23 protein-coding genes are annotated in these 25,441 nt (G+C 60.8%); 13 read left to right on the plus strand and 10 right to left on the minus strand.

Going from position 1 to position 25,441, the window contains the following annotated elements; all coding sequences use genetic code 11:
• The coding region (locus tag OK438_07990; GenBank protein MDA4125365.1) for an acyl-CoA dehydrogenase family protein at nucleotides 1-578 on the minus strand (578 nt) is incomplete at its 3' end.
• A 45-nt stretch (nucleotides 579-623) separates the two neighbouring features.
• Between OK438_07990 and OK438_07995 the strand changes: the two genes are divergently transcribed.
• Nucleotides 624-2,006 carry an MmgE/PrpD family protein gene (locus OK438_07995; GenBank protein ID MDA4125366.1) on the plus strand — a complete coding sequence of 461 codons (1,383 nt, stop codon included), beginning with the start codon at nucleotides 624-626 and terminating at the stop codon, nucleotides 2,004-2,006.
• Between the two features lie 27 nt (nucleotides 2,007-2,033).
• Nucleotides 2,034-3,026 carry an LLM class flavin-dependent oxidoreductase gene (locus OK438_08000; GenBank protein ID MDA4125367.1) on the plus strand — a complete coding sequence of 331 codons (993 nt, stop codon included), beginning with the start codon at nucleotides 2,034-2,036 and terminating at the stop codon, nucleotides 3,024-3,026.
• Nucleotides 3,027-3,063: 37 nt separating this feature from the next.
• Here OK438_08000 and OK438_08005 read toward each other — a convergent pair whose 3' ends face one another.
• On the minus strand, nucleotides 3,064-3,966 hold the full coding sequence (locus OK438_08005) for a prenyltransferase (GenBank protein MDA4125368.1): 903 nt from the start codon (nucleotides 3,964-3,966) through the stop codon (nucleotides 3,064-3,066).
• A gap of 110 nt (nucleotides 3,967-4,076) precedes the next feature.
• On the opposite strand from OK438_08005, the gene OK438_08010 reads away from it, so the two are divergent.
• The 4 genes from OK438_08010 (at nucleotide 4,077) to OK438_08025 (ending at nucleotide 8,756) form a co-directional block, all read left to right on the plus strand.
• A complete protein-coding gene (locus OK438_08010) occupies nucleotides 4,077-4,691 on the plus strand; it encodes a CPBP family glutamic-type intramembrane protease (GenBank protein MDA4125369.1) in 615 nt (204 codons plus the stop codon).
• 71 nt (nucleotides 4,692-4,762) lie between these two features.
• A complete protein-coding gene (locus OK438_08015; protein ID MDA4125370.1) occupies nucleotides 4,763-6,742 on the plus strand; it encodes an acetoacetate--CoA ligase in 1,980 nt (659 codons plus the stop codon).
• 72 nt (nucleotides 6,743-6,814) lie between these two features.
• The gene (locus OK438_08020; GenBank protein MDA4125371.1) at nucleotides 6,815-8,215 is read left to right on the plus strand and encodes a thiolase domain-containing protein; all 1,401 of its coding nucleotides are present in this window, start codon (nucleotides 6,815-6,817) and stop codon (nucleotides 8,213-8,215) included.
• Nucleotide 8,216: 1 nt separating this feature from the next.
• Nucleotides 8,217-8,756, plus strand: coding sequence for a Zn-ribbon domain-containing OB-fold protein (locus OK438_08025; protein MDA4125372.1), 540 nt, complete (start codon nucleotides 8,217-8,219; stop codon nucleotides 8,754-8,756).
• 53 nt (nucleotides 8,757-8,809) lie between these two features.
• On the opposite strand, the gene OK438_08030 is transcribed toward OK438_08025, so the two are convergent.
• On the minus strand, nucleotides 8,810-9,727 hold the full coding sequence (locus OK438_08030; protein MDA4125373.1) for a branched-chain amino acid transaminase: 918 nt from the start codon (nucleotides 9,725-9,727) through the stop codon (nucleotides 8,810-8,812).
• Nucleotides 9,728-9,821: 94 nt separating this feature from the next.
• On the opposite strand from OK438_08030, the gene OK438_08035 reads away from it, so the two are divergent.
• The gene (locus tag OK438_08035; GenBank protein ID MDA4125374.1) at nucleotides 9,822-11,009 is read left to right on the plus strand and encodes an acetyl-CoA C-acetyltransferase; all 1,188 of its coding nucleotides are present in this window, start codon (nucleotides 9,822-9,824) and stop codon (nucleotides 11,007-11,009) included.
• Here OK438_08035 and OK438_08040 read toward each other — a convergent pair.
• The gene (locus OK438_08040) at nucleotides 10,987-12,657 is read right to left on the minus strand and encodes a long-chain fatty acid--CoA ligase (GenBank protein ID MDA4125375.1); all 1,671 of its coding nucleotides are present in this window, start codon (nucleotides 12,655-12,657) and stop codon (nucleotides 10,987-10,989) included. The genes OK438_08035 and OK438_08040 overlap by 23 nt on opposite strands.
• A gap of 112 nt (nucleotides 12,658-12,769) precedes the next feature.
• On the opposite strand from OK438_08040, the gene OK438_08045 reads away from it, so the two are divergent.
• From OK438_08045 to OK438_08055, 3 genes are read left to right on the plus strand one after another with little or no spacing between them, the layout of a single operon-like run.
• Nucleotides 12,770-13,900: a DUF373 family protein gene (locus OK438_08045; GenBank protein MDA4125376.1), complete on the plus strand. Its 1,131-nt coding sequence runs from the start codon at nucleotides 12,770-12,772 to the stop codon at nucleotides 13,898-13,900.
• 3 nt (nucleotides 13,901-13,903) lie between these two features.
• Nucleotides 13,904-14,686, plus strand: a complete 783-nt coding sequence (gene uppS, locus OK438_08050) for a polyprenyl diphosphate synthase (GenBank protein ID MDA4125377.1) — start codon at nucleotides 13,904-13,906, stop codon at nucleotides 14,684-14,686.
• 41 nt (nucleotides 14,687-14,727) lie between these two features.
• Nucleotides 14,728-15,141 carry a hypothetical protein gene (locus OK438_08055; protein MDA4125378.1) on the plus strand — a complete coding sequence of 138 codons (414 nt, stop codon included), beginning with the start codon at nucleotides 14,728-14,730 and terminating at the stop codon, nucleotides 15,139-15,141.
• Here the strand turns inward: OK438_08055 and OK438_08060 are convergent.
• Nucleotides 15,138-15,536, minus strand: coding sequence for a hypothetical protein (locus OK438_08060; GenBank protein ID MDA4125379.1), 399 nt, complete (start codon nucleotides 15,534-15,536; stop codon nucleotides 15,138-15,140). The two genes, OK438_08055 and OK438_08060, sit on opposite strands and share 4 nt — an antisense overlap.
• A gap of 88 nt (nucleotides 15,537-15,624) precedes the next feature.
• Between OK438_08060 and OK438_08065 the strand changes: the two genes are divergently transcribed.
• Nucleotides 15,625-16,302, plus strand: a complete 678-nt coding sequence (locus OK438_08065) for a hypothetical protein (GenBank protein ID MDA4125380.1) — start codon at nucleotides 15,625-15,627, stop codon at nucleotides 16,300-16,302.
• Here OK438_08065 and OK438_08070 read toward each other — a convergent pair.
• Nucleotides 16,293-16,790, minus strand: a complete 498-nt coding sequence (locus OK438_08070) for a bis(5'-nucleosyl)-tetraphosphatase (GenBank protein ID MDA4125381.1) — start codon at nucleotides 16,788-16,790, stop codon at nucleotides 16,293-16,295. The genes OK438_08065 and OK438_08070 overlap by 10 nt on opposite strands.
• A gap of 58 nt (nucleotides 16,791-16,848) precedes the next feature.
• On the opposite strand from OK438_08070, the gene OK438_08075 reads away from it, so the two are divergent.
• Nucleotides 16,849-17,910 (plus strand): inositol-3-phosphate synthase, encoded by a 1,062-nt coding sequence (locus OK438_08075; protein ID MDA4125382.1) that lies wholly within the window; start codon nucleotides 16,849-16,851, stop codon nucleotides 17,908-17,910.
• On the opposite strand, the gene OK438_08080 is transcribed toward OK438_08075, so the two are convergent.
• The 3 genes from OK438_08080 to aspS are packed head-to-tail and all read right to left on the minus strand — an operon-like array spanning nucleotide 17,885 to nucleotide 22,989.
• Nucleotides 17,885-20,593, minus strand: a complete 2,709-nt coding sequence (locus tag OK438_08080; protein MDA4125383.1) for a hypothetical protein — start codon at nucleotides 20,591-20,593, stop codon at nucleotides 17,885-17,887. The two genes, OK438_08075 and OK438_08080, sit on opposite strands and share 26 nt — an antisense overlap.
• 54 nt (nucleotides 20,594-20,647) lie before the next feature.
• Nucleotides 20,648-21,646 carry a DNA repair and recombination protein RadA gene (gene radA, locus OK438_08085; protein ID MDA4125384.1) on the minus strand — a complete coding sequence of 333 codons (999 nt, stop codon included), beginning with the start codon at nucleotides 21,644-21,646 and terminating at the stop codon, nucleotides 20,648-20,650.
• 38 nt (nucleotides 21,647-21,684) lie between these two features.
• On the minus strand, nucleotides 21,685-22,989 hold the full coding sequence (gene aspS / locus OK438_08090) for an aspartate--tRNA(Asn) ligase (GenBank protein ID MDA4125385.1): 1,305 nt from the start codon (nucleotides 22,987-22,989) through the stop codon (nucleotides 21,685-21,687).
• Between the two features lie 39 nt (nucleotides 22,990-23,028).
• Here aspS and OK438_08095 point away from each other — a divergent pair, with 39 nt between their 5' ends.
• Nucleotides 23,029-24,069, plus strand: coding sequence for a hypothetical protein (locus OK438_08095; GenBank protein ID MDA4125386.1), 1,041 nt, complete (start codon nucleotides 23,029-23,031; stop codon nucleotides 24,067-24,069).
• 116 nt (nucleotides 24,070-24,185) lie between these two features.
• Here the strand turns inward: OK438_08095 and OK438_08100 are convergent, their stop codons facing one another.
• Entirely contained in the window at nucleotides 24,186-25,328 is a 1,143-nt protein-coding gene (locus OK438_08100) for a nucleotidyltransferase family protein (protein ID MDA4125387.1), read from the minus strand.
• Nucleotides 25,329-25,441: the final 113 nt, after the last annotated feature.

Below are 25,441 nucleotides of genomic sequence, written 5' to 3' on the forward strand. Positions count from 1 at the left end.
GCCTCCCCCGCGTTGGTGATGAACATCTTGGAGCCGTTGATGACGTACTCGCCCCCCTTGCGTTCCGCGGTGGTTGCCATGGTCCCCGCGTCGGACCCTGAGGCGGGCTCGGTCAGGGTGAAGGAGGCCAGGGATTTGCCCGAGATGATGCGCGCCAGGTACTTCTTCCTCTGGCTATCGCTGCCGAACCTGTGGAGGCCCTCGGCTACTGCGTTGTGGATCTCGACGCTCAGCGCCACCGAGGCGTCGGCCGTCCCCAGGAGTTCGATGGCGTTGGCATAAACCGAGAATGGGAGGCCCAGCCCGCCGTACTCCGCAGGAAAGGGTATCTGGCACATCCCCTGGTCGAAGAGCGCCTTTCGGGGCCCCTTGATCGAGATGACGCCGCTGTCGAGCTTTGGCGAAACCGGGAGAATCTCCTTCTCCATGAACTCCCCCAGGGCGGACAGGACTTCGGAGTACCCTTCGTGACCATCGGGATAGAATATCTCCATCAGCCGCCTGTGTTCGGCGCTGTATATCGCCAAGATGAGAGACTTCGGATGCTCCGATTTTGGGAGGGATTTAATGGTTCTCATGCTGAGACGAGAATTCCTAAAGTGGGACGACGCGACGGCCAGGGCGTGGAGTTAGCCGACCGGCTGGCGCAGTACGTGCTCTCGACGAAGTATTCCGGCCTGAACGGAAGGACGGTCAAGGAGATGGAGACGAGGATCGTGGATGCGCTCGGCTGTGCCATCGGAGCATTCTACGAAGAGCCCGTCAGGATCGCAAGACGGTCAGTGGAGGGGTTGAGCCGGGGCGGCGGGTCAACGATTCTGGGGACCGCCTTCAGCACCTCACCCGACCTGGCGACCTTCGTCAACGGGCTGATGGTTCGCTACTTCGATTTCAACGACACCTACCTTTCGAAGGAGCCGGCGCACCCGAGCGACAACCTGGCTCCGTGCTTCGCAGTGGCCGAGACCGAAGGCTCGACCGGGAAGGACCTCATCGCAGCGGCCGTGGCAGCCTACGAAATCCAGTGCAGGCTCTGCGACGCGGCTGACATCAGGCACCGGGGCTGGGACCACGTCAACTACGGGCTCGTTTCGTCGTCCCTGGCAGCCGCGAAGCTGATGGGGCTCGGCAGGAAGGAGGCGACCCATTCAGTGAACATCGCGCTCAACGGCCACATAGCCATGAGGCAGGTGAGGGCGGGCGAGCTCTCCATGTGGAAAGGGGCCTCGTTCGCCAACGCCGCAAGGAACGGAGTGTTCGCGGCGACCCTGGCGAGGGAGGGGATGACCGGACCTGCCCCCATCTTCGAAGGGGAGATGGGTTTCTTCAAACAGGTGTCGGGACCCTTCGATCTCGACACCGAGTCGTTCGGGGGGAGAAGGGGGAGCTACAGAGTCAACGAAACCTACGTGAAGTATTGGCCGGCGGAATACCACGCGCAGTCAGCCATCTGGGCGGCCCTCGAGGTCCGAAAGAAAGTCAAGGACGTCCGGGGCCTGGAATCCGTGCTGGTGGAGACACACGAGGCAGGCTACACCATCCTAGGGAAGGGCAGGGAGAAGTGGGCCCCGGGAACCAAGGAGACCGCCGACCACAGCCTGCCGTTCATCGTGGGGATGGCGCTGCTCAGGGGGAAGGTGGACAACTCGACCTACTCCGCGCGCAACCTCAAAGACCCTGCGAACATCGCCTTCCTAGAGAAGATCAGGGTCGTCGAGGACCCAGGGCTCACGGCTAAGTACCCCGATAGGGGGATGCCCAACAGGATCAGGGTCAGGGAGGCGGGAGGGAAGGAGGCAAAGGCCCAGGTCGACGTCCCGAGGGGACATCCGAGGAACCCGATGTCCAAGGAGGACGTGGAGGCAAAGTTCCTTGGCCTCTGCGGAGGGCACCTTGGCAAGGCACGGGCGAAGGATGCCCTCAGGCGGCTGTGGAAGCTCGAGGAGGAGAAGGACATGGGCGAGGTCCTTGGGCTCCTTCGCGTCAAAAAGCGCTCGAACGCTTAAAGCAAGTCCAGAACCGAGTCGCATGGTTTGAGAATCGCCCTCGGTTTCAACCCGGTATTGGGCATGGCAGAGGCGGCCCTTCTCGCCTCGAATGCCGAGAAGCTGGGATTCGACTCGATCTGGATGCACGAAAGCCTGTTCCAGCGCGACGTGGTCACCTACCTTTCGGCCATGGCTGCGGCTACGACCAGGTTACGGCTGGGTTCAGGGGTGATCAATACTTTCACTAGGCACCCGGTGACTGCCGCGACGACCTTCGCCACACTCTCGGAGCTTTCTGGGGGTAGGGTTACTCTGGGGATAGGCCTCGGAAGCTTCCCTACGATTCCATTGATAGGCCATCAGATCTTTCCTGTGGAGAAGACCAAACCTATGCGTCGCATCAAGGAGTACGTCCAGGTGGTGAAGATGGTCTGGGAAGGGAAAAAGGTCGATTTCGAGGGCGAATTCTTCCAGGTGCACAACCTGACCTTGGGGTTCAAGGTCGCGAGCGAGGTCCCAATCTTCATCGCGTCTCTCTCCCCCAAGACCCAGGCATTCGCCGCGACCGTCGCGGACGGCGTCATACTTTCTCCCGCCCTGAACAGCGCCTGGGGGACCGAGCGCATGGTGGGAAACGTGAAGAGGGGGGAGGCCAAGAGAGGCAAGTCAGTGGAGAGGGCCTCGTACATGCTGACATCCCTTGACCCCGACCCGAGGAAGGCCACACAGGCGGTCAGGGACTACTACTTCTTCCTCTACCAGCTTTCGGAGGTCGTGCGTCCAGAGGTCCTCGCTCCCTACGGGGTAACCGAGGATCAAGTGAAGCCAATGAAAGAAGCGTGGAAGAGGGGGGACCTCCCAGAGGCGAAGCGGCTGATCCCCGACCAGGCGATCGAGTCGCTAACCATCACAGGCAACGGAGACCACGCTTCGGAGAGGCTGGAGGATTATGCGAAGGCAGGTGTGACCCTCCCCATTGCCATGCCAATCGGGAACGTCGAGTACGCCATGGGCGAACTGGCGCGAGCCAGAGACTAGGGAGTAAGCCGAGTCTCGGCCGCCTCGAACAAAGCGCTCAGATCGGGAGCTTGACCTGGAGGAAGATAGAGAGCAGCAGTGACCCCATGTAAAGGAGAGCGAACTGAAAAGCCAGGGCCGCCGTCCGAGGGTCTGCGTTGTCCGGGATGGGGCCGTCAAACATCCTGACGAGACGGCGCGCCGCGGGGGCCGTGAGGAAGACCACAAACGACCAGACCGATAGAGTCTGCGCGACGATTCCCGCGACCACCAGCAGGTAGGTCAGCCCGAGGAGGGCGGCGTAGACCTTGGCTGCGGTGGGCGCACCGAGGACTACGGCGAGCGTGCGATTCTTCATCGACCCGTCGTAGGCGATGTCGCGGATGTTGTTGGCCAAGAGCACCAGGGCCACCAGGATCCCGATCGGCAGGGCGGCCAGCACTGGAGCCCAGGAGTAGGCGCCGGTCTGCACCACGTATGACCCCAGCGGAATGAGGAGCCCCCACATGGCGAAGACGGTCACCTCGCCGAGGGCCCGGGCCTTGAGGACCACCGGGTCGGCAGTGTAGAAAACGCTTCCGACTATGCCGGCCCCGAGCACCATTAGGATGGAAAGGTTGCTGACAGAGGCAAGATAGAGGCCCGCAAGCAAAGTGAGCGCGTACAGACCCAAGGAGAAACCAAGGATCGTCGTCAGCGGCGTCTGTCCGAACGCGGCCGGATGGACCCTGTACTTCGTCGTGCCCGTCCCCTCTCTGTCGACCCCGTGCCTAACGTCGAAGAAGTCGTTCAGGACGTTGGTCGCGGCATGGAAGGCGACCATCCCACCGAGGGTGAGCACGTAGAGAAGTGGGGTGAAGTGGCCCGCGAGGGCAGCCAGCAGCGTCCCCATGGTGACCGAAGAGAAGGTCATGGTGAAGGACCAGGGCCTCGTGGAGAGGAACGCGGTCTTGGGGTCCATTGCTAACCATGGTCTTTCGCAGGGTGGTCTTAACGTTAGCACCCTTCGACCTTTGGGATGTAGCAGGGCACCATAGGGCTTTATCACGAACATGGCGCACCCATTGAACCTTGGCCGCAATCTCGAGGCTCGCAGCGGGGTCCGCGGTGGTCGTGGTGTCCATGGTGGCACTCTTCGCGCTTCCGCGGGAATACTTCGTCGTCATGACCTTCGTCTCGACAACCTGCATGCTCGCAGCGGCCCTCGCGCTCGGTCTCCGGGCCCCGGCACAGCTTCGATACGCGGCGGTGGCGGTGGGGCTGGCGAGCGCCGCACTCCTCTACCTGGTCTTCCTCCTAGGAGGGGTCGCCGTCGACACCCTCAATCCGTTCGGCATGACTTCGGCCTCGGAGACGTCCATCTATTCCCTGATCGCCTCCCCGTCGAACCCGCTGTACCTCCAGGTGGGGCTCCTCCTCTTCGACTCAGCCGGATTCGAGTCGTTCTTCCGCGGTGTCGTCCAGGAGAGGCTCCAGAAGAGGATGGGAGTTGGGGCGGCACCTGTGGTGGCGCTTCTTGACGCGTCGATTCATGTCGTGACCCTGAACCCCCTCTGGGTGGGGGCGACCTTCGCGACCGACCTGGTCTGGGGGGTGACCTACTTCTACGGGAGGGGACTTCAGGCGAGCTTCGCGAGCCACTTCATCTGGGACCTGGCGATTTTCATCGTCCGACCGATAGTGTGACCTAACCGTCTGGGCGAGCGGGCAGGAAGACGAATTTCTCTTATAGCCACGGAAGACTCTGCTCGCCCAGAATGACGGCAGGGAAGCTCTTGTGGGAACCGGACCCGGCCGTCGCCCGGAAGACGAACCTCGCGACTTTCATGAAGTGGTTGGACAAGCGGGGTCACTCCTTCAGCGGCTACAACGACCTCTGGAGTTGGTCGGTGCAGGACCTGGAGGGTTTCTGGGGGGCCGTGTGGAAGTACTTCGACGTGGCGGATGCGGACTACCCGGTCCTCGGCGAGAAGCGGATGCCCGGAGCACGATGGTTCGAGGGCTCGGAGCTCAACTTCGCGAAGCACGTCTTTGGGAGGAAGAGGGAGGACGTCGCCCTGGTCTCGAAAACGGAGAGAAGGGCCGAGAAGACAATGACCTGGCAGGAGCTCGAGAAGAAGACGAGCTCCCTAGCCGCTAGCCTAAGAGAGATGGGGGTCGGAGTCGGGGACAGGGTTGCTGCGTTCCTCCCCAATGCCCCCGAGGCCGTCGTCGCTTTCCTGGCGAGCGCCAGCGTCGGCGCCATATGGTCCTGCTGTTCCCCCGACTTCGGCGCGCCTGCCGTGGTTGACAGGTTCAGCCAAATCGAACCGAAGGTGCTGATCGCGGCCGACGGCTACGCCTACGGGGGGAAGTGGTTCGACAGGACCGAGACGGTCGACTCTGTCACGCGGTCCCTCCCGGGTTTGAAGCGGATGATCCATGTCAGGGGCAGGGAAAAAGGCGTTCCCCTGAAGGACGCCGTGCCCTGGGAGGATGCGGTCGCAGGAAAGGAGGCGCCGGAGTATGAGTCCCTCCCCTTCGACCATCCGCTCTGGATTCTCTATTCGTCGGGGACGACTGGGATGCCGAAGCCGATCGTCCACGGGCACGGGGGGATCCTGCTCGAGCTCCTGAAGCAGCTGTCGCTGCACAACGACATAAGGCCGAACGACCGGCTGTTCTGGTTCACCACGACGGGCTGGATGATGTGGAACTACATCATGGGGGGCCTTCTGCATGGGTCGTCGGTGGTCCTATACAACGGAAGCCCCTCCTACCCCGACCTCGACGCCCTCTGGGACCTGGCAGACCACACCCAGACGACATTCATGGGCGCGAGCGCAGCCTACTTTGCTGCATGCACGAAGGCGGGCCTCAGCCCGGGCTCTTCCTACGCCCTGAAGAGGCTCCGGGGGATCGGCTCCACAGGGTCTCCCCTATCCACGGACTCCTTCGAATGGGTGTACTCGGGGGTCAGGGAAGACATGTGGCTGGCGTCCATCAGCGGGGGGACTGACGTCTGCACCCCCTTCGTGGCGGGTTGTCCCATCCTTCCGGTGCACTCGGGGGAGATTCAATGCAGGTGCCTTGGGGCGAAGGTGGAGGCCTTCGATGACGAGGGGAGGTCCGTCCTTGGTCAGGTTGGGGAGCTCGTGCTGACGGAACCCCTCCCCAGCATGCCCCTCTACCTGTGGGGGGACACCGACGGGAGCAGGTACAGAGAGAGCTACTTCAGCCTCTTCCCAGGAGTCTGGAGGCACGGCGACTGGATTGAGATTACCAAGAGGGGCACCTGCATCATCTACGGCCGCTCGGACGCGACGATAAAGCGTTTGGGGGTGAGGATCGGGACGAGCGAGATCTACAGGGCCGTGGAATCAATCCCCGAGGTGGCAGAGTCGATGGCCATTGACCTGGAGGGGCCGGGGGAGGGAGGTGAGATGATCCTCTTCATCTCCATGGTCCCTGGGCGGAAGCTCGACGCCGAAGTGGAGACGAGGGTGCGCTCGAGGATTAGGGCCGACATTTCTCCCAGGTACGTCCCAGACAGGGTCGTCGAGGTCCCCTCGGTGCCGAAGACCCTCAATGGCAAGAAGCTGGAGGTGCCCATCAAGAAGATCCTGATGGGAGAGGACCCCACCAAGGTCCTGAACAGGGACTCGGTCTCCGACCCGGCTTCACTGGACTTCTTTGTGGAGCTCGGACGGCAGCGGGCCGGGGGAAGGAAGGTCGCCAGCGGCTCGAAGCGCGAGTGATGGAGACCTGGCCCTTCAGGCTCCGATTCCTCAATGGTTGCGCGACCCCTAGCCTCGGGCCCCGGGGATTGAGTGCGTAAGTGGAAGGAAATTAATACCTCTCAAGTCGCCGTCGTCGGCGTGCCGGGCCAGAGGAAGGTCTACGCAGTCTCCGGCGGGGTCACGAAGTTCGCCAAGGCCCACTCCGAGATGGACTTCCGGCTGATGGTCAAAAGGGCCTACGACTACGCCATGGACGACGTCCCGAAGCTGAAACGCTCGGACATCGACAGTAGCAGAATCTCCTACTTCTCTGACCACTTCGCAAGGCAGCTGAAGGCAGCTTCTATGGTCCAGGACTTCCTCGGTCTGAACCCCAAGGATTCCAGGAGGATCGAGTGGGGAGGGGCGACGGGAGGCCAGGCAATCCAGGCCGGCTGGGAGGCCGTAGCCAGCGGGAGGAACGAAGTGTGCCTCGTGGCAGGGTTCGAGACCATGTCCAGCGTGGAGACCTGGAAGGGGAACGAGTTCATTGCGCTTGCATCTGACACCAACTTCGACTATCCGGTGGGGGGTTTCTACACGGGGTACTACGCCCTAATGGTCCAGCGCCACATCTACGAATTCCTGAGGAGGAAGAAGTTCGCAGGGATCAAGGACGAAAGGAAGGCACAGCGGGCTGCGACCGAGGAGGCGCAGAGGGTGATGGCCATGGTCTCCGTCAAGAACCACGTGAATGCCGTAAGCAATCCCTATGCCCAATACCCCGGGAAGCTCACCATGAAGGCGGCCCTCGCCGGGGAGATGATATCCCACCCGTTGAACAGGCCCGACGTCTGCACGATGAGCGACGGCGCCGCGGTGATGATTCTGGCTTCGGAAGACGTTGCTTTCAAGTACACCGAGCATCCGGTGCTGATCAAGGGCGTCGGCTGCGGCACGGACACAATGCGGTTGTCCGATAGGCCCCAGGGGAAGGTCCCCCTCTTCCCGTGGGAGACCGAGGAATACTACTCGGACCTGAAGTATCCCGGAGTCCATTCCTTCCGGGCGGGGAGGACCGCGGCCCTGGAGGCATACAAGAACGCGGGAATACGAAACCCGCTGGAAGAAATAAGCTTCGTCGAGCTCCACGACGCCTATGCGAGCTCCGAGATACAGACCTACGAAGACATCGGGCTCTGCAGGTACGGGGAGGGTTACGACTTCGTCGGCCAAGGGCATCCGTTCCTGAAGGACGTCGACTACGGGTTCGAGCTCCCGCACAAGGGAACTCTCCCGGTGAACCCGTCGGGGGGGCTCATCGCCTGCGGGCACCCGGTGGGGGCCACGGGGATCATGCAGGGAGTGTTCGCTTTCTGGCAGCTCCAGAACTCGATAGGAAAGCACTTCGGAAACGACAGGCTGCAGGTGAAGGGGGCGAAGCGGGGCCTGATTCACTCGCACGCTGGCACAGGAAGCGCGGTTACGGTGAGCATCCTGGAGAGGGTCTGACATGGCAGGGCCGAAGAAGTTCGCGAGGTTCAGGGACGTGATAGCGGAGGTCAAGAAGTCAGGCGCGGCCATTTACAAGAACCCGACCGGGACGTCCGACCTGGTGGTGCTTTCGCCCTACAGCATCAACTACATCCACAGCTATGCCCAGGACTCGGAGTTCTTCCTCGGGCTCGCCGAGGGGAAGCTCATGGGAAGCGAATGTACGAACTGCCACTACAGGTACGCGACGCCTCGGAGCCACTGCATGAACTGCGGCCATGAGACGAAGTGGTTCAAGCTACCCCTCCGAGGGAAAGTCCACTCCTGGACCACATGCTACTTCGGAGGCGAGGAGTTCCTGAAGGAGACCCCCTTCAATCTGGCACTGGTCGAGTTTGACGGTGTCGACTCCCTCCTTCTTTCGAGGCTGGTCGGGGCAAAGGAGGAAGACATCTTCATCGGAATGAAGGTGAAGGCAGAGTTCCGGAAGGCGCCGCGCTACCTGATCTCCGACGTTCACTTTGTCCCAGTCAGCCGGAAGACGTCCCAGCGAAAGTAACAGCGACCAGGGCACGAATCAGGGCGCAGAATCTGTTTAGCAACGCGGCGGAGTCAGGCCTTGACCGGGGTCAGCCACTTCGAATACCTCTTCACCTTGCCGTGTATCACGCGGGTGTAGAGGTTCCGAAGCCGGTCTGTTATCGGGTAGATTCCGTTCCCTATCGTCCGCCCGTCCACCTCTCGGACCTTGCCGATGCCCACGGCCGTCCCGCTGAAGAAGACCTCGTCTGAGGTGTACAGTTCCTCCTTGGTCGAGTCGTTCCGATAGAATGTTATCCCCAGGTCTTTCGCGAACTGGATGACCGTGTCCCTGGTGATTCCCCTCAGAATCCCTGAGCTTGCCGGCGGGGTGCTAAGTATCTCGTCCTTGACCCGGAAGATGTTCTCTCCGGGCCCTTCGGCGACGACCCCGTGGCTGTTGAGCATTATCGCCTCGTCGTAGCCCGCCTCGACCGCCTCCATCTTCGCCAGGGCGGAGTTGGCGTAGTTTGCCGAGCACTTTGCCTGGACCGGCAACGCCCTCGAATCGACCCTGACCCAGCTCGACACGTGGGCCCTCACACCTCCATCCTGACTTTCCTTTCCGAGGTAGAGCCCCCATTCCCAGGAGCCTATTGAGACAGATATCTTGCTCTTGAGAGGGCTTAGACCCATCTCCCCGTAGCTGCTGAAGGCGATGGGCCGGATGTAGCACTCGTTCTTCTTGTTCTGTCGAACAAGTTCCATGCAGGCTTCGCTCAGCTCGTCCTGGGAGTAGCCCAGGTCCATCCTGTAGATCTTGGCACTGTTCGCGAATCGCTCCAGGTGTTCGGGGAGCCGGAAGATGGCGGGGCCCTTGGGTGTCGAGAAGCACCTTATGCCCTCGAAGACGGAGTATCCGTAGTGGAGGCCGTGGGTGAGGACATGGACCTTCGCGTCGTCCCAGTCGACGAACTTCCCGTCCATCCAGATCTTGCTGAGCTTCTGCATCGTCGATTTCGGCCCGCATTTTGTGGTTATTTAGGGATACGGCTTTAGTAGGGTGCGAGTCGTTTATTATCGCCAGGAGTCGAACAGTGGGCATATGGAAGACCCGGTAATCATCTCTGCCTGCAGGACGGCCATCGGCAAATTCGGAAGGAGCCTGGTGGGCGTGAGCGCACCCAAGCTCGGTGCAGCGGCCGTCAAGGAAGCTCTGCGCAGGGCGAAGGTCGACCCTTCGGGCGTCGACGAAGTAATCATGGGGAACGTCATTTCTGCGGGACTGGGCCAGAACCCGGCAAGGCAGACTGCGATACTCGCGGGGGTGCCCTTCGGCATCGGTGCGCTCAGCATAGACAAGGTCTGCGGCTCGGGGCTGAAGGCGGTGATGCTTGCCGCCCAGTCGGTGAAGGCGGGGGACTGCGAGATAGTAGTGGCTGGGGGGATGGAGAGCATGAGCAACGCGCCTCACCTCGTCAAAGGAGAGCGCTGGGGGGTGAAGTTCGGGGACGCTAGGATCTTGGACGCCATGATACACGACGGGCTCTGGGACGCCTACCACGACTACCACATGGGAGTGACAGGGGAGCACATTGCGAAGAAGTACGGGATAACCAGGGCCGAGGCGGACGAGTTCGCCTATGCGAGCCACACGAAGGCGGCCAAGGCGTCGAGGTCGGGGCTCTTCGACAAGGAGATTGTGAAGATCGATGTGGAGAGGGAGGACGGCGAGGTGAAAGAATTCCTGAAGGACGAATGCATCAGGGAGGACACGACCATGGAGACCCTAGCCAGGCTGAAGCCGGTGTTCAAGGCCGGAGGGATCCTTACCGCAGGGAATTCATCTCAGCTCAGCGACGGAGCTTCTGCGCTGGTGGTGGCCTCGGAGAAGGCGGCGGAGAGGCTGGGGGTCAGACCGCTCGCAAGAATCGTTGCCTACGGAACAGGCGGCTTGGAGCCAGCCCGGGTGATGGAGGCTCCCATTCCCACGACCAGGGCCCTGATGAAGAAAGCGAAGGTGACCATGGAGGACATTGACCTGTTCGAGCACAACGAGGCCTACTCCACCGCGTCCATAGCCGTGAGGCGTGAGCTGGGGGTGCCTGAAGAGAAGTTCAACATTAACGGCGGGGCGGTTGCCCTCGGACATCCGATCGGATGCAGCGGAGCCCGGGTTCTGACCACTCTGATCTACTCCCTGAAGAGAGAGAAGAAGTCGACGGGCCTGGCCACCCTCTGCCTCGGCGGGGGGAACGCAGTCTCGATGATTATTGAGGCGGAGGCTCCCTGAGCTTTCGGCGGAGGACCTTGCCGATGAGGGTCTTGGGGAGCTCTTTGACGAACTCCACCTTCTTCGGGACCTTGAACTTCGCGAGCTTCTCTGAGCAGTAGGCAATCACCTCCGCCTCCGTGAGCTTCGCAGCCGGGTCCTTCAGGACGACGAAGGCCTTGACCCCTTCGCCACTGAAGCTGTCGGGCATCCCGATGACTGACGCCTCCCGGATTGCGGGGTGCGAGAAGAGTACCTCTTCCACGTCCCTGGGGTAGACCTTGAAGCCGCCGACGTTGATCATGTCCTTCTTCCTGTCTACGATGTAGAAGTAGCCATCCTCGTCCATGCGGCCGATGTCCCCGGTTAGGAACCAACCCCCTCGGAAAGCTGCGGTGGTCTCGGCGCCCTGGTTCCAGTAGCCCTTCATTACCTGGGGTCCCTTGATGACGACTTCCCCGATTGAGCCCTGGGGAAGGAACTTGCCGGCGTCGTCTATGTCCACTATGGCCGCGTCCGTCTCCGGGAAGGGGACTCCGATGGATCCGTCCTTGACGACTCCCCCGCTGACTGGGTTGCAGTGGGTGACCGGGCTCGTTTCGGAGAGGCCGTACCCCTCGACGAGGTTCCCGCCGGTAAGCTCGTTGAAGTTCTTCCTCACTGCTCCCGGAAGCGCTGCGCCTCCTGACACGCAGGCTCTCACGGACCTCAGGTCGAAGTTCCTGGACTTCGGGTTGTTGTTTATCGCCATGTACATTGTGGGGACCGCGCTGAAGAGCGTCACCTTCCTCTTCTGGATGATCTTCATCACTTCTTCGACGTGGAAGCTAGGCAGGAGGACCGTCTCCCCTCCGACCGAAAGTGGGGCGTTCATGCAGACGCTCAGGCCGTAGATGTGGTAGAGCGGGAGGACGGCCAGGGACACGTCCGTCTCTCGCATCGGAAGGTATCTGGCCATGTAGATCGCATTCGAGTAGAGGTTGTAGTGGGTGAGCATCGCCCCCTTGGAGACCCCGGTCGTCCCTCCGGTGTACTGCAGCTGGGCAAGGTCGGCCTTGGGGTCTACCCGGGCAGGCTCGGCCATGGGCGTGCTGGACTTCACCAGGGTGACGAAATCAAGCGTGTTGTCGCGCCGGACGTTCTTTACCCCCGCTACGAAGGCGAGCCTCCTCTTCAGGGGTGGAAGGTAGTCGGTCACGCTGGTCGCGATGACATGTCTGAGTTTGAGGCGCGGCCGAGACAGCTCCAGGCTCCTGAACAGGTCGTTCCCCTTCACGATGTCGTTGGCAGCGACGATGACCTCGGCGCCGGAGTCGAGGAGCTGGTGCTCAAGTTCAAGTTCCTTGTAGAGCGGGTTGCAGGGGACTGCGATGGCTCCTGCCTTCAGGATTCCGAAGTAGGATATCACGAACTGGGGGATGTTGGGGAGGAAGAGTGCGACCCGGTCTCCACTCTTGACCCCCAGGGAGGCCAATGCGGTCGCGAACCTCGACGAGAGGTCGTCCACCTGGGAATAGGAAAAGCTCCTCCCTTGATAATGTACAGAGGTCCTGTTGGGGGACCGCTTCGCAGAATCGGAAAGGAGGGAGTGGACCGGCTTCGACGGGGGCGGCTCCTCGGAGTAGACTTCTGGGGGCTGTGACTTCAACCAGGGGCGCTGTATCTCCAACCTACAACGCCTAGGCGGGAACTCGATACGCGGCTTAAGGCTATCTCCATCAGACGAGAAACGAATCCATTTGGGTCTAGACTTAAGTATCATCTTGGTCGTTTGAGACTCGATGAGTATCGCAGGCAATCCTGATAGATACTTGATCCTCTGCGTGGACCGAGACGACGACCTAGGGGTGAAGGCGAAGGTCGAAACCCCGGTTGTGGGCAGGGAGGCGGTCCTCGCGGCGGCGACAAAGCTGGCACTGGCCGACCCCGAAGAGGCCGACGCCAACGCCATCTTCGCGTCGGTCAGGAAGTACGACGAGCTAGTGGGCAAGGGTTCTCTGTGCGAAGTGGCGATAGTCTGCGGGGACGCGAACGGGGGATTCGATGCGGACAAGCGCGTCGGCAAGGAGATACGACTTGTGGTGAGGGCTGCCGACTACAGTGGCGTCGTGCTTGTGTCCGACGGGGGGGAGGACGAGCAGGTCATACCCATCATCCAGAGCCTGAAGCCCATCGTTTCGGTTCAGAGGGTCGCGGTAAAGCACAGCCAGACCGTGGAGGAGACCTACCAGGTCCTGGGGAGGTATCTCAGGATGCTCGTCTTCGACACGCGCTATTCGAGGTGGTCGCTGGGAGTCCCGGGAATCATCCTCATACTCGCTGGGATTCTGATAATCGCGCACCAGGTCTTTGAAGCCGAGCTGGCGACGCTCCTGATCGTGGGGGGCGCCTTCCTCATCCGGGGATTCAATGTCGACAGGACGGTCGCAGGCCTCGTCCAGAGGGGACCCACAGGGTACATCCGGTTGTTCGCAATGGTGAGCGGCGCGATCATCGTGCTGGCGGGACTGTTCACTGGATACGGGAGCATGCTCGCCAACGATCCGAAGGACGCGAGCGCAGTAGCCAGCGACCCCTCCCTCCTTTTCACCTACGGGGCAACCCTGGGGGGGTACCTGATCCAGGGGAGCCTATTGCTGATCTGGGCCGGCATCGCGATCTACTCCGCGGGGGCCCTCCTGTCTCACGTTGCCAGAGACAGCCCGAGGTGGAGGCGGGACGGGTATGTGCTCGTCGAGCTCGCGGTCCTCTACATCCCCGTGAGGGTGTTCTCGTCCTTCCTCATAGGAGGGACGACGGGGTCGGCATATTCCCTGATCGCTTTTGTCCTCATCGGCCTGGCCGCGATATTCACCATAACGATCACAGTCTACCCTCGGGTCAGGACCAAGGGCGCGCCAGAAAAGGAGTAGTCCATGCTCGATTCGGCCCTGAAGATGCTCGGCGTTTACAAAATCTACGAGGGGAGGCTCCGGTCCCAGGTCGAGTCGGAAGGGGTGCCGTCCCACATCGGGATAATCCTTGACGGAAACAGGAGATGGGCCGCAAGCCAGGGGCTGACCCAGGGAGCGGGACACAAGGAAGGAGCGGACAGGGCCGAGGAGCTCCTGGACTGGTGCCACGAGCTGAGGATCAGGACCGTGACCCTCTACGTGCTGTCCACTGAGAACCTGGACAGGTCGACGGAGGAGCTGATGGACCTCTTTTCACTGATCGAAGCGAGGCTCGCCAGGCTCCTCAACGACGAGCGCATCACAAGGTACAGGGTGAAGGTCAGGGCCATAGGCCAGCTGGAGCTGCTCCCCGACTCAATCAGGGCCTTGCTGGAAGCCATCGAGCGCAAGACCGAGGGGTTCGGAGACCACTACCTCAACATCGCGGTCGCCTACGGCGGGAGGGCGGAGATCACAGACATGGTGAAGTCGGTGGCCCAGGACGTGAAGAACGGGAAGTTGAGGCCCGAGGACATCACCGAGGACACCGTAGGCAAGAGGCTGTACACGTCCTACCTGCCGAACCAGGAGCCCGACCTCATCATCAGGACCTCCGGGGAGGAAAGGATGAGCGGGTTCATGCTCTGGCAGGGGGCGTACTCCGAGCTGGTCTTCATGGACGTCTTCTGGCCGGCGTTTCGGAAGATTGACCTGATGCGGGCCATCCGCACCTATCAGACGAGGACGCGAAGGTACGGCGGATAGCGAAAACCGTTATAACCAATCGGGCAAGTGGGTGGGTTAAGTTGAAAATATCCTTGGGCACCATGAAGGAGAAGGGTCAGGAACTCGCAACGTTCCTCGAGCCCAGGGTCGGGACCGCCCCCTCGGTGTCTGGAGATTCGATTGAGATCGACGACGGGAGCCTGAGGGCAGGGGTCAAGCCCAGGGACGTCAAGACCTACATCAAGAGGTTCATGTACATGAACGGGATCCGGAAGAACTACAGGGTATTCGTCGCTGGCAAGGAGCTCACCGTCCAAGAGATAGAACTGGAAGAGAAGGAGGAGGCCAAGCCGGAGGCGCCCGAAGCCCCCGCCCCAGAGGAGGCGAAGGAGGAAGCACCCGAGGGCGAGAAGAAGGAAGAGGCGCAGAAGCCGAAGAAGGGCGCAGCCAAGAAGCCACGCGCCAAGAAGAAGAAGGAAGAATCAGAAGCCTAGGCATGTTTCCCCTTCGCAGTCCTCGTCTTTAAACGCCGTTTCTCTTTCAACAGCACCCTAAGGTAGTTCCTGGATTCTCGAAGTTCCTTAAGGGCCTGGCGGAAGTCGCCCAGGGCGAAGCTCTGTGAGCCCTTCCTTAGGCTCTTCAGGGAGAACTGAAGCGCCTGGCGCTCGTCCGGGACCGAGTACTGCTTCTGGGAGATGAAGCGCCCCGGGTTCTCCTCGTCCAAGTCGACCCGGATGAACGCGATGCTCTTCTCCACGTCCAAGTACGCCCTCCAAACAGACCGGAGCTGGCCGGTGTCGGGCTCGCCGCGGATTCCAGGGATGACCCCCTCGATCCTCAGTTCCGCGTCCCTGAGGTCGTCCGCCGTCTCCTGCCTCCAGTCTTCCACGCCCAGAGACCTCAGGCCCGGCCATTTAGGCTGAGACCCGTTTCAGGTCGTTCATGCTTATAACGGGCATTCGAAGGACACGGTTCGCTTGCCCAAGAAGAATGAGCAGAGGATAGGAGGCGCCTGCTACGTCGGGCTCGAGTCCCTGGTTGAACTCGGGCGACTATCGTGCGCGCTGGAAAGGGCGCCGTTTCCGCTGTTCGCGTTCAAGGCAGGAAAGGCCACGAGGATTGCGGCCCAAGCCGACCTGTTCATGGGGACCCCGATATTCTACTACTTCGACTCGCCCAACGTGGACGAGTTCCTTGCCTACAGGACGACGGGAGACGGTGAGGAAGTGCAGCTCGTGAACTCGGCCAGCAACGCGTCCTACCTCTATGCCCCTGTCATCCGAGTCCAGAAGATGCCGGAGATGCTCGACCCGAAGAAGGAGTTTAGCGACAAGTTCATGTCGGTTGAGGTGGAGAACATACCGAGCCTCGTGAAAGTGGGAGCCTACAAGACCCTCTTCGAGGAACCGCCGCTTCCGCTCTTTGCCTACAAGGAAGGGCCGGGGTGGGTCCTGGGGACCTTCGCCCGCATAGACGACTATGAGGAAGCTTCCATCTTCTTCTACACGCACTCTGATGCGGAGCCCTCGGGGTTCCTGAGGTACTCCTACGACAAAATAACCGAGACCACCTTCGTAAAGAGGACAGACGAACCGGGGTTCCACTACATCAAGGTCGTACGGCTGTCGCAGCCCCACCCTCTCGTTCAGTACTGATCTGCAGCGCCGTCCGGGCCCTTTCCCCTTAGGAACCCGTCGGCCTCCTTCAGGGTCATCTTCGAGTTGTCGTAGGACGCGCGCTTGATCGCGTCGGAGAATGAGAACCAGGCGAAGCCCTGGTGCTCGAAGGAGATCTTGATGTTCTCGCTGTTCGTGCTGGCCAGGAGATAGATTACCTGCTTGTGGACGTCCTTGCCCCCCCTCCTGTAGAAGTACTCGATAACCTTCCTGAACCCAGGGATCACGGAGACGTCCGTGAGCCCTGTCTCTTCGGCGACCTCCCTGAGGACGGTCTGGAGCTCCCCCTCTCCCTCCTCCCTATTGCCCTTCGGAAAGTCCCAGCGGCCTCCGTTCTGGAGCAGGAGATACCGCCGCCCGTCAGCACCGTCCCTGAAGACGACCGCTCCGGCGGAATGCTCGTCCACACTCACCATCCCTGAAAGTTCGATTATTAGCGTTCCGCAGGTCCTAGAAGTGGCCCTCAACTGCCCTCGAGATCTCCAAACTGTTTTATACAGATTTCAGACGCCGCTTCATTCGCGCTTGCCCAAGATCAAGGTCGCCATTGCGGGAGTAGGCAATTGCGCCTCGGCGATCATTCAGGGAGTCCGGTACTATTCGCAGAAGGGGGAAGGAGAGGGGCTCACCTACTGGAAGGTCGGTGGGTACACGCCGGAGCACATCGAGTTCGTCGCGGCCTTCGACGTGTCCTCCAGGAAGGTCGGGAAGGACCTCTCGCAGGCCATATTCCAGCCCCCCAACAACACCGAGAAGATCACAGACGTGCCCAAGCTTGGGGTCGTGGTGAAGAAGGGGCCGGTCATGGACGGAATCGGCAAGTTCCTGAAGGACGTGGTGCCGGTCGCAGAGAGCAAGGAGGACGACGTCGTCGAGGAGCTGAAGCGGAGCGGCGCCGAGGTCCTCGTGAACTACCTGCCAGTGGGGAGCACGGCCGCATCCCACAGCTACGCGGAAGCCGCCCTCGAAGCTGGGGTCGCTTTCATCAACGCGATTCCTGTCTTCATCGCCTCGGACCCAGCCTGGGCTGAGAGGTTCGCGAGGGCGAAGCTCCCGGTGGCCGGGGACGACGTGATGAGCCAAATCGGGGCGACGGTGCTTCACAAGACCCTAGTGAAGATGGCGATAGATAGGGGAGTCAAGGTGGACGAGACCTACCAGCTGAACATCGGCGGAGACACCGACTTCCTGAACATGCTCGAGGAGAGCAGGCTGAAGGACAAGCGCGAGAGCAAGACGAGCGCAGTTAGGGCAATGTCACCCTACGAGGTCCCCACGAGGATTGGCCCCAGCGACTACGTTCCCTTCCTGAACAACGACAAAGTCTGCTACATCTGGCTGAAGGGGAAGTACTTCGGCGGGACTGTCGTCAAGATGGACGTCAAGCTTCACGTGGTCGACGCCTACGACAGCGGAGGGGTGATGGTCGACGCCATCAGGGGAGCGAAGGTCGCACTGGACAGAGGGGTCGGGGGCCAGCTCATCAGCCTGTCAGCCTATTGCTTCAAGCACCCGCCCGTCCAGATGCCCTACCCGGCGGCCAAGGCTGCCTTTGAAGATTTTACTTCTGGGAAGCTCGAACGGTAGACGCAGACTTCTTTCGAATGTAGTACGCCGTAGCAAGAAGCGCGAGGAAGACCAGCGCGGACGGGAGCAGGTACCTGGTCGTCACGTTCTCGCCGATGGCTATCCCGTTCGGAGGGGTCTTGCCACTGACGGTGACACCGCCGTAGGCGAAGCTCAACTTCGCCTTGTCGAATGGGATAGTGATCCCCGAGCTGGCAACCGCCGACATCGATGCGTTGTAGACCCCGTGGGCGCTCAGCTGGCTGGCGCTGACCGTGAGGACTCCTCCCGAGAGCTGGGCGTTCTTGAGCAGCGAGAGCCCCAGCCCGGACGGGACAGGGAGGGTGAAGAGCACTTGAGAGACGTCCACCCCTGAGGGGTTGTTGATGCCGATGCTGATTGTGAAGTTCTTCCCCTCGGTCGGAGTTGTGGGGGAGGTGGTTATGGTCGCGCTCAGGGGAGCGTAAACAGACACGACTGGGCCGAGCCCTTTGAGGGTGAAGGGCCTGCCGCCGAAGAAGACGCTGGAGTAGACTGGGGTGGCAGTCCGGTCTCCCGAGACGCTCGACAGCGCGGTCACGCTGTAGGACGCGCTGACGTTCGCTCCGGGCGAGAGGACCTGGGCCGAAGTGGAAGGGATGGCCGAGGCCGAGAGCTGGTCGAAACTGTCCACGGCCGAAGTGATGCTGGTGTTGTAGATGTTGAAGGGACCGTTATTGAATCCCTGGAGCCCAACTTTCGAAGCCATGCCGCCGAAGAGCTTGGAAGGGGCGAATGCTTTCGAGATCACGAAACCGGTCGGCGCAGCCAGCGCGGTCGAACGGCCGGTCAGGCTGAGCCCTGCGCTCAGGCCTCCGAAGTCGGCCGGGGCGAAGAAGTAGTTGAGCGGCGAGGTGACGTTGAACTTGAGGTAGGCGCGCATGGTCGTGCCTCCCTTGATTGACGCGTAGGTGAGCTTGAGGACCCCGGACGAACAGGTTGCCCCAGTGCCGCTGACCGACTCACATCCAATCCCGGCTGGCAGGGCTTCGTTTGCCAGGAACGAGGTGACGTTGGAGGGGCCGATGTTCGAGGTGGCCAGGGTCAGTGTCAGGTTGGTTCCCCCGGCCTTGAGGGGTGACAGCGCGGAGCTGAGGACGAGCTGCGCGTAGCCCACCTGCATGGCAGAGTGGGAAAGGACGACCGGAAGGGCATTCGTCGTGGCGGTCAAGCTCCCCCCCTCCAGGTCTGTGTAGGACACCGAGTAGGACTTCGTGAGGTTGCTCCCCAGGAGACTCTCGGCTGAAAGAGAGACGTTCAGAGAGGCCGTGCTGCCCTGGGGGATGCTGCCGAGGGACTTGCCGGCCACGGTGACCGAGCTGGCTGTCTGAGTCCCGACGTTCCTCATGATGATCCTGGCGCCCTGGGTGCTCCCCACCGACTTGCCGTAGCCCCCGGTCGGAATGACGTAGGCGAAGACGTCAGCGTGCGACGCCCCCAGAGACAGGACCACGGGGTTGGTCCTGGCGGTTGCGTTGAATGTCGAGGGACCGTCGGCGTAGGAGTACTTGACAGTGGCTGGCGGGATCGTTATCGCCTCTGTGGAGCTCCCGATGTACTGCAGCACGTAGGTCAGGGTGTACCTTCCTCCCGGCGGGAGGGTCGATTGGGAAAGGGTCGAGTTGGTGTGCCGGACCAGCTTGAACATCGTCGGGTCCCACCAGTTGTCTGTGCCCGAGACGTGGGTCACCTGAGTGGAGTTGGACAGGTTAAGCAGAGATACCGAGATCGAATCGTTGTCAAGGTGGTTCAGGACTCCCGCGTCGACCAGCCTGGTGGCGATCAGTCCGAGGGGATGCTGGAGCATGGTAGCGTTCAGGGAGTGAACCTTCTGGCCTTGGCCCAGGGCAAGGGAGTACGACGCGGTAAAGTGGGTAGGGTCGTTGGTCACCGTCGCCTTGTCTTTGGAAGTCAACTGGCCGTCCAGAACCCTCGCTTGGATGGTCGAGGACGCGCTAAGGCTCGAAGCGGTGATGAACGCCGGAGACGTCCCGAAGTACCCGAGGACGGCGGGCTTGTTCTGAGCGTCGAGGGCAGTCGCAGTGATCGAACCCACCACAATGCTGTGGTCGAACCCAGAGGTTGACTTCGTTCCTTCGACAACCACCAGAGGAGAGAGCGAACTCTGGATAGCCGAGGGCGTAACCAGCGGGGCGAACCCACCGGCGGAGGAGGGGATGAGCTTGAGAAGCGTCCCCGGCACAACGTCGTTGAAGGAGAGGGGGCTGTAGAACGTGAAGGTGCCCGTCCCGTTCGAATACGAAATGAAGGCCGTCACCATGTAGGAGTTGAGGGCGCGGGCGGCAGAGAGCGCATCGGAGTAGGAATCGGAGCCCAGGGTCAGGAAGAGCCCTTCAGCCGGAATGTAGGGTACTGGGATCAGGTTGTAGCCCTGGGGGCCGAAGACCTGGAAGTCGGATTTCCAAGTCGTCGTCCTGATTGCAGTGATGTTGTACCAGCCAAGCCCGGGGGAAGACTCGAAGGCCGCGAGCTTGCTCGAACCGTTTATCCCGTTGAATGTGAAGTACCAGAAGGCGCTCGACCCGGCTACGAAGACCTGGAGCTTCTCAGAATAGGCGCCCGCCGCCTGGGTTTGCTGAAAGGGGACGGCCGCAAGGACGAACAGGGCAACCACGGAGATGGCCAGAGCCTGAGAACGCTTCAAGTGAGACTCCGAAGGGCGAACAATTTAGCCTATTTAGCCGTTCGGCCTTATTTCTTACTTCTTTCTTATTGTCTCTTCTGCCGGGTCGTCGACGCCCTTCTCGTCGAGACAGAAGACAATGTCCCTTTCCGGGTGGTAGGGGCTGTCCACCATCCTCGCGATCCGGTTCTTGGCTGCCTTCCTCAGGTAGATCCTGTAGGTGCTGGTGTGGGCCACGACGTGCCCTCCGGTGGGCCTTGTCGGGTCCCCGAAGAAGCTGTCAGGCGCGGCCTGGACCTGGTTCGTCACGACCACGGCTATGTTGTACACTTCAGCGGTGCGCAGGAGCTGGTGCATGAAACGGTTCAGCCTCTGCTGCCTCTCCGCCAGGGTGCCTCTCCCCAGGAACTCGGCCCTGTAGTGCGCGACTGCGCTGTCCAGGATGACTAGCTTCACCTTGTTCGGCTCGATCACCTTGCCGAGGTCCTTCACTATCAGCTCCTGGTGGGCGCTGTTGTAGGCCCTTGCGACCGTTATGCGCGAGAGGATCTTGTCCGAGTCCAGGTCTCGGGCCTCGGCGATCTGCGCGATTCTCTCGGGGCGGAAGGTCCCCTCCGTGTCGATGTACACCGCGCCTGCGCCCAGCCCTCCCTGCTCCTTGGTCCCCTGGACCATCACGCAGAGGGTGTGGCATATCTGGCTCTTTCCCGAGCCGAATTCGCCGTAGAACTCGGTCATCGCCCAAGTCTCTATGCCGCCCCCGAGAAGGTCGTCCAGGTTCTTCGAACCCGTAGATATCCTGTCGATGGCCAACCTCTTGACAAGCAGGTCTGCGGCGTTCATGAAGTCAGGCTCGAGTCTCTTCATCTCGACGAGCTTCTTCCTCGCCTTGTTGTTGAGCTCGACCGCCTTGGATGTGTCGATGTCGACTGCGTCCGCGATGTCCGAGGGGCCCGCCGTCGCCAGGTCGAGGATTGTGTAGATTCCAGCGTCGCGGAGCTTCTGCTTGGTCGCAGGGCCTACCCCTGGGAGAGTGTCCAGCTCAAGCTCCGGGTCTGTTTCAGTTTCAGACAATAATTTTCGAACCTCCTTCTCCACTAATTAAGCATCACCTAGGGAGAGATACGTGAAAGTGTCCGGGGGAAGAGGCTCGCCGACCGGATGTGTTTGAGCCCGGCGATCCACCGGGTTGTCCTCTCCACACCGATACCGAAACCCGAGTGTGGAGGCATGCCGAACTTCCTCAGCTCGAGGTACCAGGCGAAGGACTCGACCGGGAGGTCCTGGCTCGCTATCCGGTCCATGAGCTCCACGTGGTCGTGTATCCTCTGACCGCCGGTCGCGAGCTCTCCTACCCCCTCGGGAGCGATCAGGTCCGCGGACTTCGTCACCTTCGGCCTGTCAGCGTAGGTCATGTGGTAGAAACTCCTCGCGGAAAGCGGATAGTCAGTGATGAAGAAAGGTGATTCCTGGGTCAGGCTGATGGCCCTCTCAGCCTCGGTCGGGAGGTCGTCCCCCCACTCGAAGGGGAACCCCTTCTTCTCGGCCACCTCTCGTGCTTCATCGTAGGAAATCCGCGGGAAGGGCTGAAGGGGCTGCTTGAGAGTCCGCCCGAGGGTCTTCAGCTCGGCCTGCCGCCTCTCGAGGACCCGGGACACCATCATGGATAGGAGGCCCTCTTGGACCCTCATGTTCTCCGCCTGGTCTGCGAAGGCCTGCTCTGCCTCGATCATCCAGAACTCGGTCAGGTGCTTTGACGTCTTGGACTTCTCTGCACGGAAGGCGGGCTGGAAGATCCAGACCTTCTGGAGAGCGGGGAGAGCGGCCTCCTCGTAGAACTGGGCGCTCTGGCTGAGGTTGGCCTTCTTCCCGAAGTAGTCGACAGAGAAAAGGGTGGACCCGCCCTCAACCGCGGCCAGGACGAAGGTTGGGGCGCTGATGAGCTGGAACCGGTTGTCCCGGAAGTAGTCGAACGCGGCGCCTATGACTTCGCCCCTGATCCTCATGGCCGCTATGGCCTTGGGTCCCCTGATGCTAAGGTGCCTCTTGTCGAAGAGGTAGGAGGCGGACTTGGCTGCAGTCTTCGTAATGGGCCAGCTTTCAGCCTTCGCCACCACGACGAACTCCTCTGCGGCGACCTCTTTCCCCCCGGGGGCACGCTTGTCGTCCTTCACTTCGCCCCTGACCACGACCGCCGATTCCCTGCTGGACTCCTTTGCGCCTTCGAAGGCCCCCGGCTCGTCAGGGCGTTTCTTTGCGGAGACCTGGACATAGCCCGACCCGTCTCGTAGCAGGGCGAACACGAGTCCGCCAACAGTGTGCTTCCTAGCGACCCACCCCCTGACCTCGACATGGGCGCCGGACTTCCCAGACAGAATGTCTGCCGCGTTAGTAAGCTCGAAAGGGGACGATTTCACGTATCGAGGCTCGGCCCCCTTCCGCTAAAAGGATGATGCGTGACTCAAGAGTTAAAGAAACGAGAGGAGTGGGATGCCAAGGAAGTCGAGGAGATTTTGAAGGGGACGGCAATAATCCGATGGACTGGGCTGGGCAAGGTCAGGGACCTGGATTCCTCGATACGGAGGGTGCTGGACGAGGAAGGGATGAAGGCGGACGTGCATCGTGTCGGAGGGTCGCTCTTGGTAGATGGCGCGGAGCCCACATCGGTCGCTACCCTGTTCAGGCATATGCCTGGCGTCAGCTGGGTGGCCGTGGGGTTTCCCGCCCGCTCCTACGAGGCGCTCGGAGAGGCTGCCAAGACTCTGGCGAGGAGATACCTCAGAAGGGGAGACAAGTTCATCGTGCTCGCGGAGGCGACAGGCTACGCAGTGACTTCAGACGTCATGGGTGGGGTGACTTCTGCCGTGATCGGCGTCGTGGACGGGACCAGGACGGACGACCAGAGCCCCCGTGTTAGGTTCAGGGCTGCGTTTGACGGTTCTCATGGGGCGGTTGGCGTACAGATAGCCGAGGGGCCCGGGGGAGTTCCGACGGGCTCCGAGGAGGCCGTTTGCCTGGTGTCGGGAGGGAAGCACAGCTCAGTGACGGCGTGGATGGCGGTGCTGGCGGGGTATCGTGTCAGCCTAGTGCACTCCAAGACGGACGACGGGGGAGTCCGAGATGTGGCGCGCCTGTACTCAGAGCTTTCGAACAGGACCGACCAATCCAAACTCTCCTTGGAGGTCCTTGAAGGGGGTGTCAAAGAAATAGAGCAACTGGCCCGAAGTAAGGAGGGGGCGGTCTTCGGGGGTTTCCACGCGGGGTGCAGTAAGGTACCAAGGCTACTTCTCGGGCTGGTCGAAGCTCCTCTCTTCCTGCTACCTGAGTTGGAGTTCGACAGGGTGTTTGATGGCCTGGGGTTGAAGGCGAGACGAGGGAGTCATGGATTGACGGATGGGGCCACAGGCGGGACAGGAAGGTGGAGGGTCGAGGGAACTAGAGGGGACGTGAGCAATGTCATTGGAGGCCTACAGCGAGTGCGGCTTCGACGGTCCTAGCCGTCTTTTCTCTTGCGCTTACGGTAGGTGCTTCAGGGGTTTTTTGGCGATCATCTATGTGGCTGTAAGCGTCGAATGAAGTTGGGCGGGCTAAGCTCCACTTTGCGTGGGGTTGTCTATGGGAGCATGCCTATCGGTGCCAGGTCCTCCGGCTTGCTAGCAAGCAAGACATGCATTCCGAGTTCTGCCGCCGGGAGAAGATCTCTTCGGTAGTCGCCGCCTATTACGAGAACTCCGCTGTGCGGGAAGTGTTTCGATAGCAGGAGGTAAAGCTGGTCGAGTGTCTCTGCCTCATTGATTTCCTTGTCCGAAGGAAGCCCCCCCAAGTTCCCACTCATAGCCAGCTTGACGCGGACTCTTGACCCAGAATCTCCTTCCCTGACAACAAACAGAATCATTCTCTGATTGGATTTCTTGGCACCAGTCACAATTGCCTGGGATGGTTCCCACAAATTGGTTCGGGCGCCCGTCGGATTGCGCAACGACCGCGACAGGTTTGAGTCTCGGTCTTGGATGAGAACGATGCATTTTATCCGACCGGCGTTGAGCAGGATGGAGGCTCTAAGCATGTCTTCTGGTTTACCCATGTCGACCCACGCGCCTTTGAATTTCCAACCCACCACGTTACCCCCCGCTTGGATGATGTACTCGGGGGGAAACTGCTCCTTCCCATACTCGAAGACTACCCCTTCGACCGATTCAAAGAACTTCTTTGTCTTGAGTATGTACATCCCCATCGCCGCAAGCCTACTGGGTTCACTTCCGATCTTGGGCTTCTCCACGATTTCCACGATTCTCTTGCCAGAAAAGCGCACGATCCCATACCTCGAGGTGTCGTCCACTTCACGAAGGGCCACAATGGAATCTGCGTTACTGTTCTTTGACAGCTCGCCCATCAGTTTTCGAGGAACGTTGCCTTCGGCAATATTGTCACCATATTGAACGAGGAAGTAATCTGTGTCAAGGAATGGCCTTGCCTGGAGTAGCGCGTGAGCGGGGCCTAGCGGCTCCCTCTGAGTTGCGTAAGTTAGTCTTACCCCCAAGTCCCCGTATTGCTCCAGTTTGTGGATCAGCTGAATCTTCTTGGTTGTCGCAACTATTACTATGTCCTTGATTCCAGCCTCCACCAACCTGGCGATCACGAAGTACAGAAACGGTCTGCCCAGTATTGGGACCATTTCCTTTGCGACTACTTCGCTGACCGGCTTCATGCGCTTGCCTTCACCCGCTGCCAGAATAACCGCCTTCAAGTAGTGCAAACGAAACAACTTCGTTGCTCCGTTGATTGGTAAACCTTTCTATGAAACTATAGGTATGTCGAACTCGCCGAAGAGTTCAACCCTTTCAGAGTTCCGAGGCCCTGGTGAAAACC

The sequence above is a fragment of the Nitrososphaerota archaeon genome (assembly GCA_027887005.1).
In the GTDB taxonomy this organism is placed as follows: domain Archaea; phylum Thermoproteota; class Nitrososphaeria; order Nitrososphaerales; family Gagatemarchaeaceae; genus UBA183.

Bases quoted from the DNA above. Each gene is read 5' to 3' on its own strand.
- OK438_08005 (MDA4125368.1), bottom strand. From the start codon at position 3,966: ATGGACCCCAAGACCGCGTTCCTCTCCACGAGGCCCTGGTCCTTCACC.
- OK438_08015 (MDA4125370.1), top strand. From the start codon at position 4,763: ATGACGGCAGGGAAGCTCTTGTGGGAACCGGACCCGGCCGTCGCCCGG.
- OK438_08025 (MDA4125372.1), top strand. From the start codon at position 8,217: ATGGCAGGGCCGAAGAAGTTCGCGAGGTTCAGGGACGTGATAGCGGAG.
- OK438_08030 (MDA4125373.1), bottom strand. From the start codon at position 9,727: ATGCAGAAGCTCAGCAAGATCTGGATGGACGGGAAGTTCGTCGACTGG.
- OK438_08035 (MDA4125374.1), top strand. From the start codon at position 9,822: ATGGAAGACCCGGTAATCATCTCTGCCTGCAGGACGGCCATCGGCAAA.
- OK438_08045 (MDA4125376.1), top strand. From the start codon at position 12,770: ATGAGTATCGCAGGCAATCCTGATAGATACTTGATCCTCTGCGTGGAC.
- uppS (MDA4125377.1), top strand. From the start codon at position 13,904: ATGCTCGATTCGGCCCTGAAGATGCTCGGCGTTTACAAAATCTACGAG.